Genomic DNA, 15,324 nt, shown 5'->3' on the forward strand with positions numbered 1-15,324 from the left:
CGGCTACTCGTTCGATTACGCGAAAGGCAGGCGAATCGTATGACCCAGGTGCATCCCGACGCTTTCGTTCTCCCCGAGTTGACCGAGATTCCCGCGCTGTACGCGAGCACTCCCATGCAGCGGGCCGCGAGTCAGTTGCAGAAGGTGTTGCCGCCCGGCTGGCAGGTCGATGTCGTGGAGAGTTCGCAGGGGGCCGCGCGGGTGGGCCAGCCGGTGCTGCGATTGGTGATGGGCGATCTCTGAGCTATCGCGTAGCACTCGCGAAGATCGAATTCCAACCTGTCGGTTCGCTTTTCGTGAAACGCACTATTGCATTCGGAAGGCGTAGCGAGCATGCTTTATAGCTATCGTGGATAGCTCGCTCATAACGTGAACCGTTATCGCACAGGGGAGTCCGGGTCATGGCGGTGCAAGTGGTCGATCGGTCGCTCATGACAAGCGATCTCACGCCTCATCAGGCGAAAAGCGTTGGCGTGGGCGGTTGGGTGGTGTCATTTCTGCCCGGCCGCACCCTCACCACCGAACAGGCAACGGCCGCACTGCAAGCCGCCGAGGCGGTAGCTGCGGTGAACGCCTTCGCCGGACAGGTCGGGCTCACGGCGATGGAGACCGTCGGCCTCGCAACCCAGGAGTCACCCTGGGGCGAACCCGAATGCGGTGGGCTACGGCGCTTCTGGCGCCGCGGCCGACTCGAGCGCTGAATCCGCTTCGGCGGCAGCCGTTCTCGCGGCCGGGCGTTTGGTGGCGACCACGACCAGATTGCTGGTCAGCAACTCGCGCACGATCGGCACCCGCACCACCCACCACGCCCAGCGCGGGTGATACCGGGGGAAAACGGCCAGTATCTCGATATCGTCGGGTGCGGTATTCGCCCAGCGCACGCCGTCCCGCGCACTCACGGCGAACAATGACCGGCCGAAACGGTTCTTCGGTTCGCGGCCCTGTGTGCGGCGATATCTGCGCGCGGCGTACTCACCGCCCAGGTAGTGCCACGGGCCGGTCTCATGCCCGCCGAACGGCCCGAACCACACCGTGTACGAAAACACCATCAGCCCACCGGGTTTGGTGACCCGCAGCATTTCCCGCGCCATCACCCACGGGCGCGGCACATGTTCGGCCACATTCGAGGACACGCACACCTCGACCGCGTCATCGCGGAACGGCAGTGCCATGCCCGAGCCGCGCACCGCGCCCGCCACCCGCAGGCCCGCGGCGTGCATCTCCGACGGATCCGGTTCGACCGGCAGATAGCGCGCGCCCGCGCGGGTGAACTCGTCCGCGAAATAGCCGGGACCGCCGCCCACATCGAGCACGACCGTGCCGCTCAGCGAGCGGCCCGTCAGATCCCGGTAGAAATCGGCCACCATATCGGCCGTATCGGTGGCGACCCCGCCGTAGAACAGGCCCGGATCGGTCTGCTCGAACCGGAAGCTGCCCAGCAGCCGTAGCGAGCGTCGCAGGGTCGCCCGACGCGCGAATCTCGGACGTCTCCCGGCACGGTTCTGCTCGGCTCGAAGCATGGCGAGCAGTCTCGCACAATTACGGCCACCACCCCTTCCCACCCACAACCTCGCACCCCGACACGCCTTCTTCGCAAGGAAAATGGCCGCGATGCGATGCCGAATCCGGCCCGTACCCGGCCGGGGAGGTAATACGACGGCCCTTCGGGGCGATTGAGCAGTTGGTGGTCGGCTGACCACTGTTGGCTCGGGGAGGCGAGCCGGGCTATAGGGTGGAGCCCATTGTTCGCCGTCCCCATCAATGACCCTGGAGATCGTCCGTGCGTGAAGTGCTGCTGCTGTGCTGGCGCGACACCGGGCATCCGCAGGGCGGTGGGAGTGAGCGCTACCTGGAACAGGTGGGCGCGCAACTGGCCGCCCGCGGAGTGAAGGTGACGCTGCGGACCGCCCGGTACCCGGGAGCCGCGCGGCGCGAACGGCTCGACGGGATCGAGATCAGTCGCGGCGGCGGGCGGTACACGGTGTATCCGCGGGCGCTGGCCGCCATCGCGCTGGGACGGCTCGGGGTGGGGCCGCTGCGCGGGCTGCGACCCGACGCGGTGATCGACACCCAGAACGGAATCCCCTTCTTCGCGCGGACCGCCGCGGCCGCGCCCACCGTGGTGCTGGTGCATCACGGGCATCGCGAACAGTGGCCGGTGGCGGGACGATTGATCGGGCGCATCGGCTGGTGGATCGAATCCCAGCTGTCACCGCGCGTGCATCGCGGCAACCAATACCTGACGGTGTCGCTGCCCTCGGCCGAGGAGTTGACCGCGCTCGGTGTCGAGGCGGCGCGAATCGCGGTGGTGCGCAACGGGGCCGAGCCGATTCCGGCGCAGGCGCCGACCGGTGATCACAGCACCCGCACCGCGCATCCGAGCATCGTGGTGCTGTCGCGGCTGGTGCCGCACAAGCAGATCGAGGACGCCATGGCGGTTGTCGCCGGGCTGCGCGGCCGCGTCCCCGGTCTGCACCTGGACGTGATCGGCGGCGGCTGGTGGGATGCAAACCTGCGCGCGCACGCGGAGGAACTCGGCATCACAGATGCGGTCACCTTCCACGGTCATGTCGACGAAGACCGCAAACACGACCTGCTGGCGCGCGCCTGGGTGCACGTGCTGCCCTCCCGCAAGGAAGGCTGGGGCCTGGCCGTCATCGAGGCGGCCCAGCACGGCGTCCCGACGGTCGGCTACCGCAGCTCCCGCGGCCTCACCGACTCCATCGTGGACGGCGTGACGGGCGTGCTGGTGGACGACGTCACCCAGCTCACCGCGGCCGTGGGCGATCTCCTCGACGACCCGGAATCCCGCACCGTCCTCGGCGAGAAAGCCCGCGCTCGCGCCCGCGAATTCTCCTGGGAGCAAACCGGAAACGGCGTCTTCGACGTCCTGTCGGCCGTAGCCCGCGGCGAACGAGTCTCCGGACTCGTTGCGGGAGCAACGGTTTCCTGAACCGCCGGCACTACGCTCGAATCGGCCACACGATCACGCGGCTGAGGGCGCCGCGGATCGACGCCGGATCCGCGACCGCGATACGAAGCAGCCGAGCGCGGAAACGATTCCACCGCAGAGCAATACGCCCCACACGAGATGCGCGGCACCCGATACCCGCCGCGCCGCGGCAGAGGCATCATGCGGGGTGATCTCGCCCGGCACCCGATACAGCTGTAGATCGCGATCGCCGTACACCGAATTCAGCTGGCCCAGAGTAATTTTCGATTCGCCGACCGGCCCCGGCGTACCACCCTCCACCAGCACCCATCCCACGCCGAGCCGAGCCAGTTCCGCCGCGGATCCACCGCGCAACAGCAGTCGCTCGACCTCCGCCGCCCGCATTCCTTCACCGGATACGGTCGCCCCCTGCACCGGAAGCTCCCCCGTCTGCAACACATCCCGAGGCAGCATCCGCGGCGCGGGATCCAGCACCGGCGCACTCCCCGACCACCGGAACTTCCGGAACATCCCCCCGGGCAGCACCGCCACATCCCCCGGCCCCTCAACCTTCGAGGCAACCCGCTCCCACCCGCCCGGATACCTCACCGGCCGCAACTCCCCGCCCACGCCCCACGCCATATCCGGCAGCGAAATCAGCACCAGCACAACGAAAACCGCCGCCACCGCCCCAATCGGTCCACTGCCCCGGCGCACCTCGCCGCGCCTCGCGATCCACTCCGCCACCGCTCGGCAGCCGGCAGCCGCGCACAGCACGAACGCAGGCATCGCCAGAGCCACGAATTTCTGTGTGTCCCGCAGCAATCCGGCTCCCGGCACATGCGCCACCAGGAACTCTCCGATCGAGAGGCCCCACCCGGTAGCTCCGAGTGCCGGAATCACGATCGCCGCCAGCGCCAGTCCCGCCAGCGCCTGCCGGGTACCCGGGGCCGTGGCACCGGGGCGGAGGGTGGAACGAATACCGGTGGCGACCAAGGCCAGCAGTATCGCGGTGCCGATCAGGGCGAAAAATGTTGTGCGGGAGCCGGGGACGGCGGTGCTGTTCCAGATACCGCCCAATCCGGCCAGGCTGCCGAGGGTTCCGAGCAGTGGTTCGGCTCGCGCGGCGAAGGCGGCTACGCCCGCCGGATCCGAGGGTGCCGCGCCCGAGCCCGCGAGTACGGTGGCGGCCAGCCAAGGGGCGGAGGATGCGATCCAGAGAGCCACCGTCGCAAGCAGATTCCGGCGGCCGACCAATAGGAAGGCCATGATTCCCGCCAGCAGGGAACCGGTGGGCGTCAGGCCCGCCACTGCCAGCCAGCCGCCGAGCGCCGTCCATACCGGCCAGGTTCGAGCGAAAGGTGCCGGGATGGTGCGTAAACGGGTGGCCTGCAGGGCTATCCAGGGGAGGGCGGCGTAGGCGGTGAGGAGGCTCCAATGGCCTTGCAGGAGGCGTTCGGCTACGTAGGGGTTCCAGATGGCGAGGGTGACGGCCACCAGTTGGGGGCCGGTGGAGACGTGCAGGAGATAACGGGTGAGGGTGGCCGCGCCCCAGCCTGCGAGCCAGAGTGCTGCCAGCAGAATCGCTTTCACGATCAGGCCGCCGTCTATCAGCGGGGAGAGAGTGGCGATGAGGGCGTCCTGCGGGACGGCGCGGGGCGCGGCGTCGCCGAGGCCGAGGGCGGAATCGGTCAGGTAGGAGCGGGGGGTGCTGACCGCGTCGCGGAGCAGGAGATAGCCCGGACCCAGCAGGGGACCCAGGACGAGCAGGGACAGCGCCAGGCTGTACCCGGCGGGCACGAACCTGGTCCAGTTGCCGCGCACCTGACTGTTCACACCGGCACCCTATGCGCCGCTCGGCCCGAAATCGGGGACGCCGGAATCGCTTTCGCCCGGAGCGGCCGGACCATGCTCGCCGGTGCCGGTCGAATCCCGTTTGCCTGGGGCGGCGGAATCGCGTACGCGGGGGACGGGGGAGGTTGTTTCGCGGGCGGTGCGGAGTGCCAGCGCGGTGATCACGAGGGTGGTGAGGGCTGAGGTGGTGGTGGCGATGGTGATCAGGGTGGATACCGAGTGCGCCCAGCCGAGCATCGCGCCGACGCCGATGGCGAGGCCGAGCCAGGTGATCGCGGCCGGTGCGGTGCGGTCGGCGGCGATCGCGGACAGTAGCGCGCCCTGCAGGACCGCGAGGAGTGCGCCGTTGAGCGCGAATACCCACAGCAGTCCCTGTACGGGCGCGTAATCCTGTCCGGCCAGCAGGGGCGCGAGCGGTGCGGCGACGGCCGCGGCGGCCACGGCGAGCGCGCCGATTCCGGTCAGTACGGCGAGCGCCGAGCGCACCGCGCGCGCGGAGTGCTGCGGCTGCGCCATGCGCGGATACAGCACCACCCCGACGGCCTGCGGGAGCCAGAAGGCGATCTTCGCGGCGATGGCCCCGAGCGCGTATCGCCCGGCATCGTTCTCGTCCAGCACGATTCGCGACACGATCAGATCCGCCGACGACAGCGCCATCAACGCCGCCTGCACCTGCACCGCCCGGAACACCGGCAGCACCCCGGCCCCGCCCGTGTACTCGCGCGGGGGTGCGGTGTGCTCGTCGCCGCGATCGATGCCGTCGACCGTGCGGCGGGCACCGAGTGCCGCGAGGGCGATGCCGAAGGCGGCTGCCCAGAGTGCGGCGGTGGTGCCGCCCCCCGCGCCGAGCACGACTACGGCGGGGGTGACGCGCAGGATTCCGGCGCCGCCGAGGACGATCGCCAGCTCGCGGAAGCGGCTGCGGCCCTGCAGGATTCCCTGCTCTCCGGAGAGCAGCACCAGCACGGGCGCGGCGCACAGCGCGGCGGCCGAGGCCACCAAACTCACCGAGAGCACCGCGCTGACCACGGGAACGAGCGGAATCGCCACGGCCGCCACCAGGGCGGCGCAGCGCAGGGACAGCCCGCGGGCGGCGGGGATATCCGCGCCGCGCACCACTTCTCGGGCGACCACGTTCTGCAGTGCCAAGGCGGGCACCGCGCAGAGCAGCTGTACCGCGAGCAGGCTGGCGAAGGGGCTGTAGCCCGCGACGCCCAGCCACCGACTGGCCAGCAGTTGCAGCAGGTATCCCGCCACATTGGCGGTCATCGCGCCCGCCGTCACCAACGTCAGATCCGCCACCACGGGTAGACGACGTACAACGGACACGACCGCAATGCTCCCACCCGCTGGTACGACCGCGCGCCGCACCCCCGAAATCGTCTGGGTCACGCGTCCGTGAAGGCCGGGCGCGAGGTTGTCCGGGTATAGCGGATTCGCCACATTTGTTGGTCTGGCCAACGTTATGTATATAGTTGGTGCTACCAACATTGGTCACGTCAACGAAAGAGGGCGAGATGTCCACCGACACGCTCATCGCCGACCGCATCGAGATCGCCGATCTGTTCAGCCGCTTCGCACGACTGCTCGACGAGAAGAACTGGGAGCACGCGGCCACGGTGTTCGCGGCCGATATCGCGGTGACCTCGCCGCGGGCGGGTGAGCTGCGGGGCATCGATCAGGTCGTCGAATACATCCGGCAGGCCGAGGTCGAGGGCGAACACACCCAGCACATCACCACCGATCTGCTCGTCACCGTCGACGGCGATCTGGCCGAGGCGCAGGCGAATTCACTGGTGTACTTCTACCGGGACGGCGAAGCACCGCATCAGTCCAGCGGTATTCGCCTGGGCGCCACGGTGATCCGGACGCAGGCGGGTTGGCGGCTGCGGGAAACCCGGACCGTGCTCCGGTGGATTCGCAAGGATTGATTCCGCGCGCCGGAACGAAAGCGGCCCCGCACCTTCGAAAGGTGCGGGGCCGCTTCGGGACCGGGCTTGGTCAGGGCCGTTTGTCCATGTCGATCTGCTGGGTCTTGCTGATGTCGATCTGCTGCGTCGGCGCGTCCGCGAACGGATCGGGGCGCGGGCCGCCCGCGGGGGCGGGAGCCGGGGTGACGCGGCGGACCGGGGTGCCGCCATTGCCGTTGCCGCCGCCGAGCACGCCGAACGCGATGCCGGCGATCAGCGCGATGGCGCCGATGATGCCGAAGGCGATCGGGACGGTGCGGCCGAAGAGCGACAGCTTGTCGATGTTCTCCTTGGCGACCGAGATCTGCGATTCGACGGTGTTCTCATCGAAGATCAGGCTCGCGTTGAGGACGGTGACCTCGGGCTTGTCGGCGCTGCGCGCGTAGAACTGCTGGACGTGCTCGCCGCCCTTGATGACCGTGCCGGTCTTGGGCTCGACCCACACGTCGCGGGTGTTGGTGTACCAGCGGGTCATGGTGACCGGCGTTTCGCCGCCCTCGACGCCCCACTTCTCGGCCGGCAGCGCCAGCTTGTTGGTGGGGGAGTTGACCACGGTGGAGAGATCGGTGACGGGGACGGTCTGCTGGAAGTGGTAGACCTTCATGTCGTTGATCTCGGTCTCTTCGACGAAGTTGATGTCGAAGGTCTTGCGCACGTTCAGGTCGAAGTAGGGGTAGGCCTTCTTCTCGGTGCCGATCGGGAAACGGTACTGCAGGCCGGTGTGCTGCACCGGATCCATGACCGTGTCGCCCTTCTTGTCGACGGTCGCGCCGACCGCGCCATTGGGGCCGCCGTCGACGGAATCGACGGGCATGCCGTCCTTGCGGTCGATGGTGACCCGGTCGAGGGTGGCGGTGAGCAGGCCGGTATCGCCCTGCTTATCGGTGCGCCGCAGCGTCTGACCGGCCTGGATGGTCATTTCCGAGGCGTTCGCCGGATCTTCGACGGTGAGGAAGCGCTGTGAGAACAGCGGTACGTTGGTGTCCACCTTCGCCGAACCGGTCGGTGAGGTGAGCGACTTGGAGTCCAGCACTTCGCTGGGAGCCCCTTGGACATTGGTCGCGACGGTCGTGATCTCCAGGTCCAGCGGGGTTTTCGCCAGACGGCTCACCGTGTATGTGGGGATCATGATCGCGGCGACGAGCAGCAAAGCACCCAGCCCCACGAGCAGGCAGGCCACGGTCCTTCGGGTACCGGCACTCAGTGCCATGCAGGTTCTCCTCGTCGTCGAACAGGTCGTTCCGATCAGTGCTGTGGTCGCCGCACAGCACTCGTGAGCCCCGACACTAACAGTCGATCGGCTCACAACGTCCTGCCGAGGCAGGAAAACATCACGAAACGCCCGTAAGTCAAACACAGGGTGCTCACACGCGTGAGTAACAAGGCAAACTGATGCTCGATGACCGCCACGCTGCACCCGCCCTCCGAACCGGCCGAACCGGTCCGTTCCGACTCGCCGGACGCGGAACTCGATCGGCAGTCGATTCGCCGCCCCGGAGTCTTCGTCCCGGCGCTGGAGGGTATGCGGGCCATGGCCGCGCTCGGCGTCGTCGTCACGCACGTCGCCTTCCAGACCGGGGCCACCTCGTACCCCGTCATCGGGCGGGTGCTGGAACGCTTCGATATGGCGGTCGCCATCTTCTTCGCGCTCTCGGGCTTCCTGCTGTGGCGGCCGCACGCCGCGGCCGCGCGCGGACTGGGATCCGCGCCGTCGGCGGGCCGCTATCTGCTGCATCGCGCGGCGCGCATCCTGCCCGCCTACTGGGTGGTGGTGTGCGCGGTGCTGATCCTGCTCCCGGGCGCGGCGCACACCGCCGGACTCCGGGTGTGGCTCTCGAATCTCGCTCTGACGCAGGTCTTCGTGTCGTACACGCTCACCGACGGACTCACCCAGATGTGGAGTCTGTCCGTGGAAGTCGCCTTCTACCTTGTGCTTCCGCTGATCGCGGCCGCGCTGGTGTGGTTGCGCGGGCCGCGCGCGGACCTGCGGGTGCCCGCCGTGCTGGGAATCGCGGTGCTGTTCCTGACCTGGAATCTGCTGCCCGTCCCCACACCCGAGGCCATTCACTCCGATAACTGGCTGCCCGCCTACCTGCCGTGGTTCGCCATGGGAATGCTGCTGGCCGAACTCTCCGATCGGAATGTCCCGCGCTGGCGGCGCATAGCGGGTGATCGCCGGATCATGTGGCCGGTGGCGCTGATCGCGATGCTGCTGTCGGCCACCCCGTTCGCCGGTCCGGCCGGGCTCACGCACGCCGAGCCGTGGCAGTACATGTTGAAGATATTCTTCGGCGCGATCATCGGATTCAGCCTGCTCGCGCCCCTGGTACTGCGCCCGGAGGTCCGGTACCGATGGCTGGAGAGCCGCACCGCCGCGACCCTGGGCCGGTGGTCGTACGGCATCTTCATCTGGCATCTTGCGGTGCTGTCGATCGTCTTCCCGGTGTTCGGCATCGTCCCGTTCCGGGGTCACTTCGTGCAGGTCTATCTGCTGACCGTCGCCTTCACCCTGCCGCTGGCCGCCGCGAGTTTCGCACTCGTCGAGGAGCCGGTGCGACAGTGGACGCGCCGCCGTTTCGGCTGATCGGCGGGTGCGGTCCTCAGTCGCGCCGCGGCGGCAACGCCGAAAGGCCGAGGGCCACGATCGCCACCAGCGCGGGCAACTGCACCCACAGCGAACCGCCCATATAGCCCTCGGGTGAGCGCCAAGGTCCGGTGGACAGCGCCGCCGCCGAGATCGCGGTTCCCGTACCGGCGATCGCGATCAGCCAGTTGGACCAGCGCGGCGGCCGCAGGCGCGCGGCGATCAGACCGATCGCGGTGATTACCAGCCCGGTCGGACCGGCGATCAAGCCCGCCGCGGCGGCCAGCCCGGCCGCGCCGAGGGTGCGGCTGTGCCAGGTGCGCGGTGCGGGTCCCTCATCCCGGACCGGCGCGCGTGCGCTCCGGAAGGCAAGCACCGCAAGCGGAATCAACAGCAGCAGACCGCCGAAGATGGCGTACCGATACCAGCGATCGGCCGGGAATTCGACGGTGATCGGGCCCTTCGTACCGGGTGGCAGCAGCCAAGCCTGCTGCCAGCCGTCGATCACCACCGGTGTCAATTCGTGGCCGTAGGCGGTCACGGCCCGCCAGCCCACATTGGTGCTCAGCGGCAGTACCAGCACCCGGGTGCCGGACGGTGCGCGCACATCGGCGGCGCTCGCGTTCGGCATCGGGAGCCCGGTGCGGTCGAGGCGCAGTTCGTCGACGCTGAACAGTCCGGTCGGCGCGACGGTGACATCGATGCTGCCCGGCAGGAAGTCGAATGACCTTGCGCTGCCGTCCGATCCCTCGCCGGCCTGGCCGCCGGATCCGCTGCCGGCTGAAGCGGCAGGGGCATCGGTCGCCTGATCGCCGGCCCCGGGGGTCTCCTCGCTGCCGCACACCCGCGCGGGCAGCGGTGCGCCGGAACGCAATTGGGCGGCGGTGCCGGTGACGGTGGTATGCAGGGTGCGGCCCGCCGCCGCGAGGGTGGGGCCGTCGGCGCAATCGATGGTGATGAGGCGGTCCGGCGCGGCCGGTGCAGGATAGTCCGGTCCCAGGACCGACACCTCGGCCAGGCCCGGCGGTTGTTCCTGGGCGAAACCCAGTGCGGTGCGGTCGAGTACGGCATCCCAGGTCTGAATGCTCAACTCGATGCGATCGGTGAGGTAGGGGTGCAATTCGATGCGGGTGGGGACACCGGCGGCCGGGTCCACCTCGCGGACCTGCGGGCCGTCACCGAGATTCACCGATACCGAGGTGGGGTGGGCGGGCAGATCACCCAGGGACGGTGTCAGTTCCAGCCCGGTGACCAGGGTCGGTTCCGGAAGATCAAGGGTGAGCGTGGGTTTCGCGCCGGTGGGGTTGTGGACCGTGGTCTCCGGCGCGGTCCAGCTGGTGCGCGGGTCGCCGTCGGTGGCGGCGAGCGCGGAGCCGCGCGGATCGGCCACATCGGCCTGTCCCCGGGCGACGGGCCGGTCGCGGTCGGCGAGCAGATTCTCGAGGGCGGGTCCGGGGCGGGCGCGCACCAGCAGTTCCGGTGTCACGCTGACCGGTTCCGGGACCTGCAGGGTGCGTTCGAAGAGCCCGGGCTCCTCGGCGGTGAGCGCCATGGATTTACTGCAGCGCACCCGATCGGGGGACTCGAAACACGCACCGCGGCCGGGGAATTCCTGGCCGAGTCGCCAGCCCCGCACCTGTGCGCCCGCCGGGGTGGGCGGCAGCACCGCGCGATGCCGGATATCGACGGCCACCGGGTTCTCGCGGTCGCCGTAGTCGTCGAGACTCAGCTCGCTGACTCCGAATTGCCCACCGAGACTGCCGTTTTCGGTGCTGATGGCGGTGATCTTGATCCAGTCGGTCTTACCGGGCGGCAGTGCGATCGACACCGGTTTCCCGGGTTCGGTGATGCGCGCGGATACGGTGCCCTTGGCGGTCTTGGCCTCCACCCATTTCACCGGACTGCCGATGACCGCGCCGCTGGTGGTCAGATGCAGCACCGCCGAGCTGACGGGCTTGTCGAGATCCAGTCGAATCCATTGCCCCAGCGCATATTCCACGCCATTGCTGATCCACGCCGTGGACGGATCGCCGTCCACCAGCGCGGCGGTGGAACTACCGGGCGCGGCCCCGCCCAACTGGGTGGCGTCGGCGGCCGAGCTGGAGACGGTGATCTGCGCGCCGGACCATTCGCCCTCGACCAGCTGTGCACCGGGGACCGGATAGTCCGGCACCAGATTGTGCGTTCGCCGGGCATCACCCGTCCCGCGCAGCGCCGAACTGTGGTTGTCGACCCGCCCGAAGTCGGATTCGCGATCCATGGGCGTGTCGGTGATCGTGACGCCGTCCACCGGCAGGCCCGCTCGCGTGGCATCCGCCGCCAGCAACGCCGGACCGGAGGGTGTCGCGGGATTGCGGCGCAAGCGTTCCAGCGCTTCCGGACCGCCCTGGACGACGGGCACGCCGTCGAGCGGCAGCGTGTAAGCGCCCGGGAACGAATCCGGCGCACCGGTGCCGCTGCGCAGATCGGCCGCGGTGCGCGCGGTTTCACGCGATCCGAGCTCGGTGCCGGGATTTGCTGCGAGGTCGTTCGGTGCGGTGGTGGTATCGGGCTGTCGCACCCGGTAGATCTCGATCGCCGGATACGAGGGCCGCAGATCCGCGTCCGCGACGAGCCCCTCCAGTTTCCCGGTCTCGATCGGATCGCCGAATTGCGCGACCTTGCTCAGTCCGGGTGAGCCCTCGATGGCCTGGTGCGCGAGCATCGGCCGGGTCGAACGTGAGGTCTCGGGGTCGAGATCGTTGCGCAGCACCAGGATTCCGATGCCCTGGTCGAGCAGGGTCGCGGCCATTCCGGCGGAGGGCCGTCCGTCGGCGATGAGTCGCTGCACCGAATCCATGGCGCGAATCGCGCCGGGCGGATTCAACGGCACGGAATCGCGGACCGCCCACGGGGTGCTCGCCAGCGCCTGAATGGGTTCATCACGCGTCAGTCCCCAGGTCTGACTGCCGAACGGCGCACCCGGCACGATGAGGGCGCGGGTGTCGGAAGCGTTGTGCGCCAGCCAATCCGCCGTCTGATGCCAGTAGTCGGGCACCCGGTCGTAATCGCCGCGCGGTGCGAGCTTGCCCGTCCACGCCAGTGAGGTGGACAGCGTCAGCGCCGTCAGGATCAGCGCGCCCACCGCCACCATCCTGTCGCGTTCGGGATGCGCGAAAGCCCTGCGCCACACCGGCATCGGCACCGATGCGGGCAGCGGCACCCGGCTCAGCAGATGGGCGAGCCCCAGCACCAGCGGCAATCGGATGAGCGGTTCCAGCTTGTGCACATTGCGCAGCGGCGCGCCCCCGGAGTCCAGGAAGGTGCGCACCTGCTCCGCGAACGGCCCGCCCAGTTCACCCGCGTATCCGGCGCAGATCCCGACCAGTCCGACGCACAGGATGAGCACCAGCCGCCCGCGTCCGGGCATGGACCGCATGGCCAGTCCGGCGATGCCCGCCGCCGCCAGCATGCCGGTGGCCAGCACGGCCGCGGGCTGGGTGACCAGCACGGCTCCGGCGATGCGCTCCGGCGAGACGAACGGCGTCCAACTATCGGTGCCGCGCAACACTTCCCCGAGGGACGCCCACTGCGTGGTGACCCCGGACGATTCGATGAAATCCAGGAACGGCGGACTCACCTTGCCCAGCAACAGCAGTGGCACCGCCCACCAGAACGTGGCCAGCACCAGCATCGGAATCCAGGCTCGGGTGAACCGCCACCAGGCCCGATTCGGCCGATACGACATCCACCAGAGCGCCGCGGGCAGGAACGCCGCCGCTGTGGCCACCGCGTTGACCGATCCCATCAGCGCCAATGCCATTGCGCTGCCCGCCGGTGTCGCGACTCCGCGCAATCTTCCGGCCGTCCGCGTCCGAGTCCCCTCGTCGTCCCCGGATGGGTTCCGATCGCCGGAACCGTCCGGCCGCCGCATCGCGACGCCGAGCGCTGCCGGGGCCAGTAATACCCAGGGTGCGAGCATCATCGGCAGCGTCTCGGAGGAGATCGAGCCGAGGGTCGTCAGTACGCGCGGGGAGAGGGCGAAGGCGACCGCAGCGATGATTCGTGAACCGCGACTGCCTATCCCGAGGGTTTCGCAGAGCCGGATGATGCCCCAGAATCCGGCGAGCAGCAGCAGCGCCCACCAGATCCGCTGCACGGCCCAGGCGGGCAGGCCGAGAATATGTCCGAGCGAGAAGAAGGCCCCGTGCGGGAAGAAGTAGCCGTACGCCTGATTCTGCACCTGCCCCATCGGGGCCTGACTGCTCCACAGATGCGAGGCGCGCGCCAGGAAGCCCAGCGGGTTCTGCGCGAGATCGTATTTGGTGTCCGCGACGGTGCGGCCGGGCGCCTGCGCGAAGGTCAGCAGGAACGCGGCGATGACGCTGCCGAGCAGCCAGCGGCGGCCCAGCGGTGCGGTATTCGGCGACCGGTCTCCGATTGGACCGGTCGCGGCGGGATCGGAGGTCAGCCGGTCAGCGTGCGCCGTACTCAACGTGGTTGAGCAGCGACGAGGAGGCGTCGCCGCTCCGGTCGATTTCCGGGCGCTTGTCCTGCGAGGCCGCCATCGTGATGCCCAGCACCACCGCCAGCCCGATCAGGGCCCCACCGGCAGCGCTCGCTACACCAGGAACGGCAAACTTCATCGCGGACTCCCATACATCGACGCATGCGTAACTCGAGCCAACCTAGCAGGTCTGACCCCGGGAAGCGGATAGGTCTGTACCGCTCGCTCCGCCCGGCGGTCGGATCCAGGCATTCTGCACAGTTCAACCGCCCGTTGACCGGGCATCCGCACCGCATTCCGCGCGCAGTGGGCACACGGGTGCACCCGCCGGGTACTTCGCACCCGAGCTATTCGGGGACCGCGCAGTGCAGGCTGCCGAGGAAGGTGCGGAGTTTGGCGGTGGTTTCGAGGAGTTCGGTGTGCGGGTCGGAGGCCGCGACTATGCCGCCGCCGCCGAAGGCGCGCAGGGAGCGGCCGTCGGCGGAGAGTTCGGCGCAGCGGATGGCGACCACCCATTCGCCGTCGCCGCTGGAATCGCACCAGCCGACCGCGCCGCTGTAGAAGCCGCGGTCGCCTTCGAGGTCGCAGATGGCGTCGAGAGCGAGCGGGGTCGGGGTGCCGCAGATCGCGGGGGTGGGGTGCAGGAGTACGGCGAGGTCCAGGGCGGTGACGGCCGGATCGTCGAGTTCGGCGGTGATGGGGGTGGCCAGATGCCAAACCTCGGGTGTACTCAGCAGTTCCGGGCCGTCGGGGATGTTCAGCGTGCCGCAGACGGGCGCGAGTTGGTCGCGAATCCATTCCACGACGTACGCGTGTTCTTCGAGATTCTTGCTGCTGGACAACAGGTCTCGCGCCTGTGCCGCATCGGCGTCCGGATCGGCCAGCCGGGGCAGCGTGCCCGCGAGCGGCCGCAGGGTGACGGTGCGTCCCTGTCGCGCCACCAGTACCTCGGGTGTCGCGCCGAGCAGGGTCTCGCCGGGCCGTCCGGCCGGGGTGAGGTCGACGGCGTACACATTGGCGCGCGGATGCCGGGTGACCAGGTGGGCGGCCACCACCTCCGGTTCCAGTGGCGCGTCGGCCTCGGCGAGCAGTGAGCGCGCCGCAACCACCTTGCGCAGCGGCTGTTCCGGATCGGAGAGTTGTTCGACCAGTTTGGTCACGCGCGCCACATGTTCTGCGGCGCTGGGCATTTCGGATACCACGCGCACGGCGGGCAGTTCCGGCAGCGCGGCGGGCCGCCACGGCCCGGCGGTGTGCAGTGCCTGTTCGGGTGCGCACAGTGCGGCCGGTCGGCGCGGATCGAACGCCAGCGCACCGGTGATCAGCTCGGCGTCTCCGGCGCGCAGCGCGGCCGCCGCGTCGGCCGCCGCATCGAAGCTGATGCAGGCGCCTCTGGTGCGTACCACGCCATTGGGTGACGCCAGCAGAAATCCGTCCATGGTCTTCCGACCATAGTCCGCTCGCGCGGCGCGCAATCCCCGGAGCGACGGAAGTCTCT

General features: G+C 69.1%; 11 protein-coding genes and 1 pseudogene. 5 read left to right on the forward strand and 7 right to left on the reverse strand.

What is annotated here, in order from left to right; all coding sequences use genetic code 11:
- Window positions 1-39 precede the first annotated feature (39 nt).
- Both ACFVUS_RS22545 and ACFVUS_RS22550 read left to right on the forward strand, forming a co-directional pair.
- Window positions 40-243 carry a hypothetical protein gene (locus ACFVUS_RS22545; protein ID WP_387769352.1) on the forward strand — a complete coding sequence of 68 codons (204 nt, stop codon included), beginning with the start codon at window positions 40-42 and terminating at the stop codon, window positions 241-243.
- 158 nt (window positions 244-401) lie between these two features.
- Window positions 402-701: a hypothetical protein gene (locus ACFVUS_RS22550; RefSeq protein WP_067571935.1), complete on the forward strand. Its 300-nt coding sequence runs from the start codon at window positions 402-404 to the stop codon at window positions 699-701.
- On the opposite strand, the gene ACFVUS_RS22555 is transcribed toward ACFVUS_RS22550, so the two are convergent.
- Window positions 663-1,520 carry a methyltransferase domain-containing protein gene (locus tag ACFVUS_RS22555; RefSeq protein WP_387769355.1) on the reverse strand — a complete coding sequence of 286 codons (858 nt, stop codon included), beginning with the start codon at window positions 1,518-1,520 and terminating at the stop codon, window positions 663-665. The genes ACFVUS_RS22550 and ACFVUS_RS22555 overlap by 39 nt on opposite strands.
- A 260-nt stretch (window positions 1,521-1,780) precedes the next feature.
- Between ACFVUS_RS22555 and ACFVUS_RS22560 the strand changes: the two genes are divergently transcribed.
- Window positions 1,781-2,953, forward strand: a complete 1,173-nt coding sequence (locus ACFVUS_RS22560) for a glycosyltransferase family 4 protein (RefSeq protein ID WP_387769358.1) — start codon at window positions 1,781-1,783, stop codon at window positions 2,951-2,953.
- A 33-nt stretch (window positions 2,954-2,986) separates the two neighbouring features.
- Here the strand turns inward: ACFVUS_RS22560 and ACFVUS_RS22565 are convergent, their stop codons facing one another.
- Both ACFVUS_RS22565 and ACFVUS_RS22570 read right to left on the reverse strand, forming a co-directional pair.
- Window positions 2,987-4,768 carry a hypothetical protein gene (locus ACFVUS_RS22565; protein ID WP_387769361.1) on the reverse strand — a complete coding sequence of 594 codons (1,782 nt, stop codon included), beginning with the start codon at window positions 4,766-4,768 and terminating at the stop codon, window positions 2,987-2,989.
- Window positions 4,769-4,777: 9 nt separating this feature from the next.
- A complete protein-coding gene (locus ACFVUS_RS22570; RefSeq protein WP_387770131.1) occupies window positions 4,778-6,055 on the reverse strand; it encodes a polysaccharide biosynthesis protein in 1,278 nt (425 codons plus the stop codon).
- 248 nt (window positions 6,056-6,303) lie between these two features.
- Here ACFVUS_RS22570 and ACFVUS_RS22575 point away from each other — a divergent pair, with 248 nt between their 5' ends.
- Window positions 6,304-6,717, forward strand: coding sequence for a nuclear transport factor 2 family protein (locus tag ACFVUS_RS22575; protein WP_387769364.1), 414 nt, complete (start codon window positions 6,304-6,306; stop codon window positions 6,715-6,717).
- 70 nt (window positions 6,718-6,787) lie between these two features.
- On the opposite strand, the gene ACFVUS_RS22580 is transcribed toward ACFVUS_RS22575, so the two are convergent.
- Window positions 6,788-7,966, reverse strand: a complete 1,179-nt coding sequence (locus tag ACFVUS_RS22580) for a DUF3068 domain-containing protein (RefSeq protein WP_387769367.1) — start codon at window positions 7,964-7,966, stop codon at window positions 6,788-6,790.
- Between the two features lie 312 nt (window positions 7,967-8,278).
- On the opposite strand from ACFVUS_RS22580, the gene ACFVUS_RS22585 reads away from it, so the two are divergent.
- Entirely contained in the window at window positions 8,279-9,340 is a 1,062-nt protein-coding gene (locus ACFVUS_RS22585; protein WP_387770134.1) for an acyltransferase family protein, read from the forward strand.
- On the opposite strand, the pseudogene ACFVUS_RS22590 reads toward ACFVUS_RS22585, so the two are convergent.
- From ACFVUS_RS22590 to ACFVUS_RS22600, 3 genes and pseudogenes are all read right to left on the reverse strand, one after another.
- Window positions 9,241-13,760 (reverse strand): annotated as a pseudogene (locus ACFVUS_RS22590) (alpha-(1->3)-arabinofuranosyltransferase). The gene ACFVUS_RS22585 and the pseudogene ACFVUS_RS22590 overlap by 100 nt on opposite strands.
- A 34-nt stretch (window positions 13,761-13,794) precedes the next feature.
- Window positions 13,795-13,965 (reverse strand): DUF2613 domain-containing protein, encoded by a 171-nt coding sequence (locus ACFVUS_RS22595; protein ID WP_364636404.1) that lies wholly within the window; start codon window positions 13,963-13,965, stop codon window positions 13,795-13,797.
- Between the two features lie 208 nt (window positions 13,966-14,173).
- Window positions 14,174-15,265 carry an isochorismate synthase MenF gene (locus ACFVUS_RS22600; protein ID WP_387769371.1) on the reverse strand — a complete coding sequence of 364 codons (1,092 nt, stop codon included), beginning with the start codon at window positions 15,263-15,265 and terminating at the stop codon, window positions 14,174-14,176.
- Window positions 15,266-15,324 lie beyond the last annotated feature (59 nt).

The organism is Nocardia sp. NPDC058058 (assembly GCF_042885355.1).
Taxonomy (GTDB): Bacteria; Actinomycetota; Actinomycetes; order Mycobacteriales; family Mycobacteriaceae; genus Nocardia.

What these genes read in the sequence shown, in the direction of transcription:
- ACFVUS_RS22545 (WP_387769352.1), top strand. Translation starts at nt 40, where the DNA reads ATGACCCAGGTGCATCCCGACGCTTTCGTTCTCCCCGAGTTGACCGAG.
- ACFVUS_RS22550 (WP_067571935.1), top strand. Translation starts at nt 402, where the DNA reads ATGGCGGTGCAAGTGGTCGATCGGTCGCTCATGACAAGCGATCTCACG.
- ACFVUS_RS22555 (WP_387769355.1), bottom strand. Translation starts at nt 1,520, where the DNA reads ATGCTTCGAGCCGAGCAGAACCGTGCCGGGAGACGTCCGAGATTCGCG.
- ACFVUS_RS22570 (WP_387770131.1), bottom strand. Translation starts at nt 6,055, where the DNA reads ATGACCGCCAATGTGGCGGGATACCTGCTGCAACTGCTGGCCAGTCGG.
- ACFVUS_RS22575 (WP_387769364.1), top strand. Translation starts at nt 6,304, where the DNA reads ATGTCCACCGACACGCTCATCGCCGACCGCATCGAGATCGCCGATCTG.
- ACFVUS_RS22580 (WP_387769367.1), bottom strand. Translation starts at nt 7,966, where the DNA reads ATGGCACTGAGTGCCGGTACCCGAAGGACCGTGGCCTGCCTGCTCGTG.
- ACFVUS_RS22585 (WP_387770134.1), top strand. Translation starts at nt 8,279, where the DNA reads ATGCGGGCCATGGCCGCGCTCGGCGTCGTCGTCACGCACGTCGCCTTC.
- ACFVUS_RS22595 (WP_364636404.1), bottom strand. Translation starts at nt 13,965, where the DNA reads ATGAAGTTTGCCGTTCCTGGTGTAGCGAGCGCTGCCGGTGGGGCCCTG.
- ACFVUS_RS22600 (WP_387769371.1), bottom strand. Translation starts at nt 15,265, where the DNA reads ATGGACGGATTTCTGCTGGCGTCACCCAATGGCGTGGTACGCACCAGA.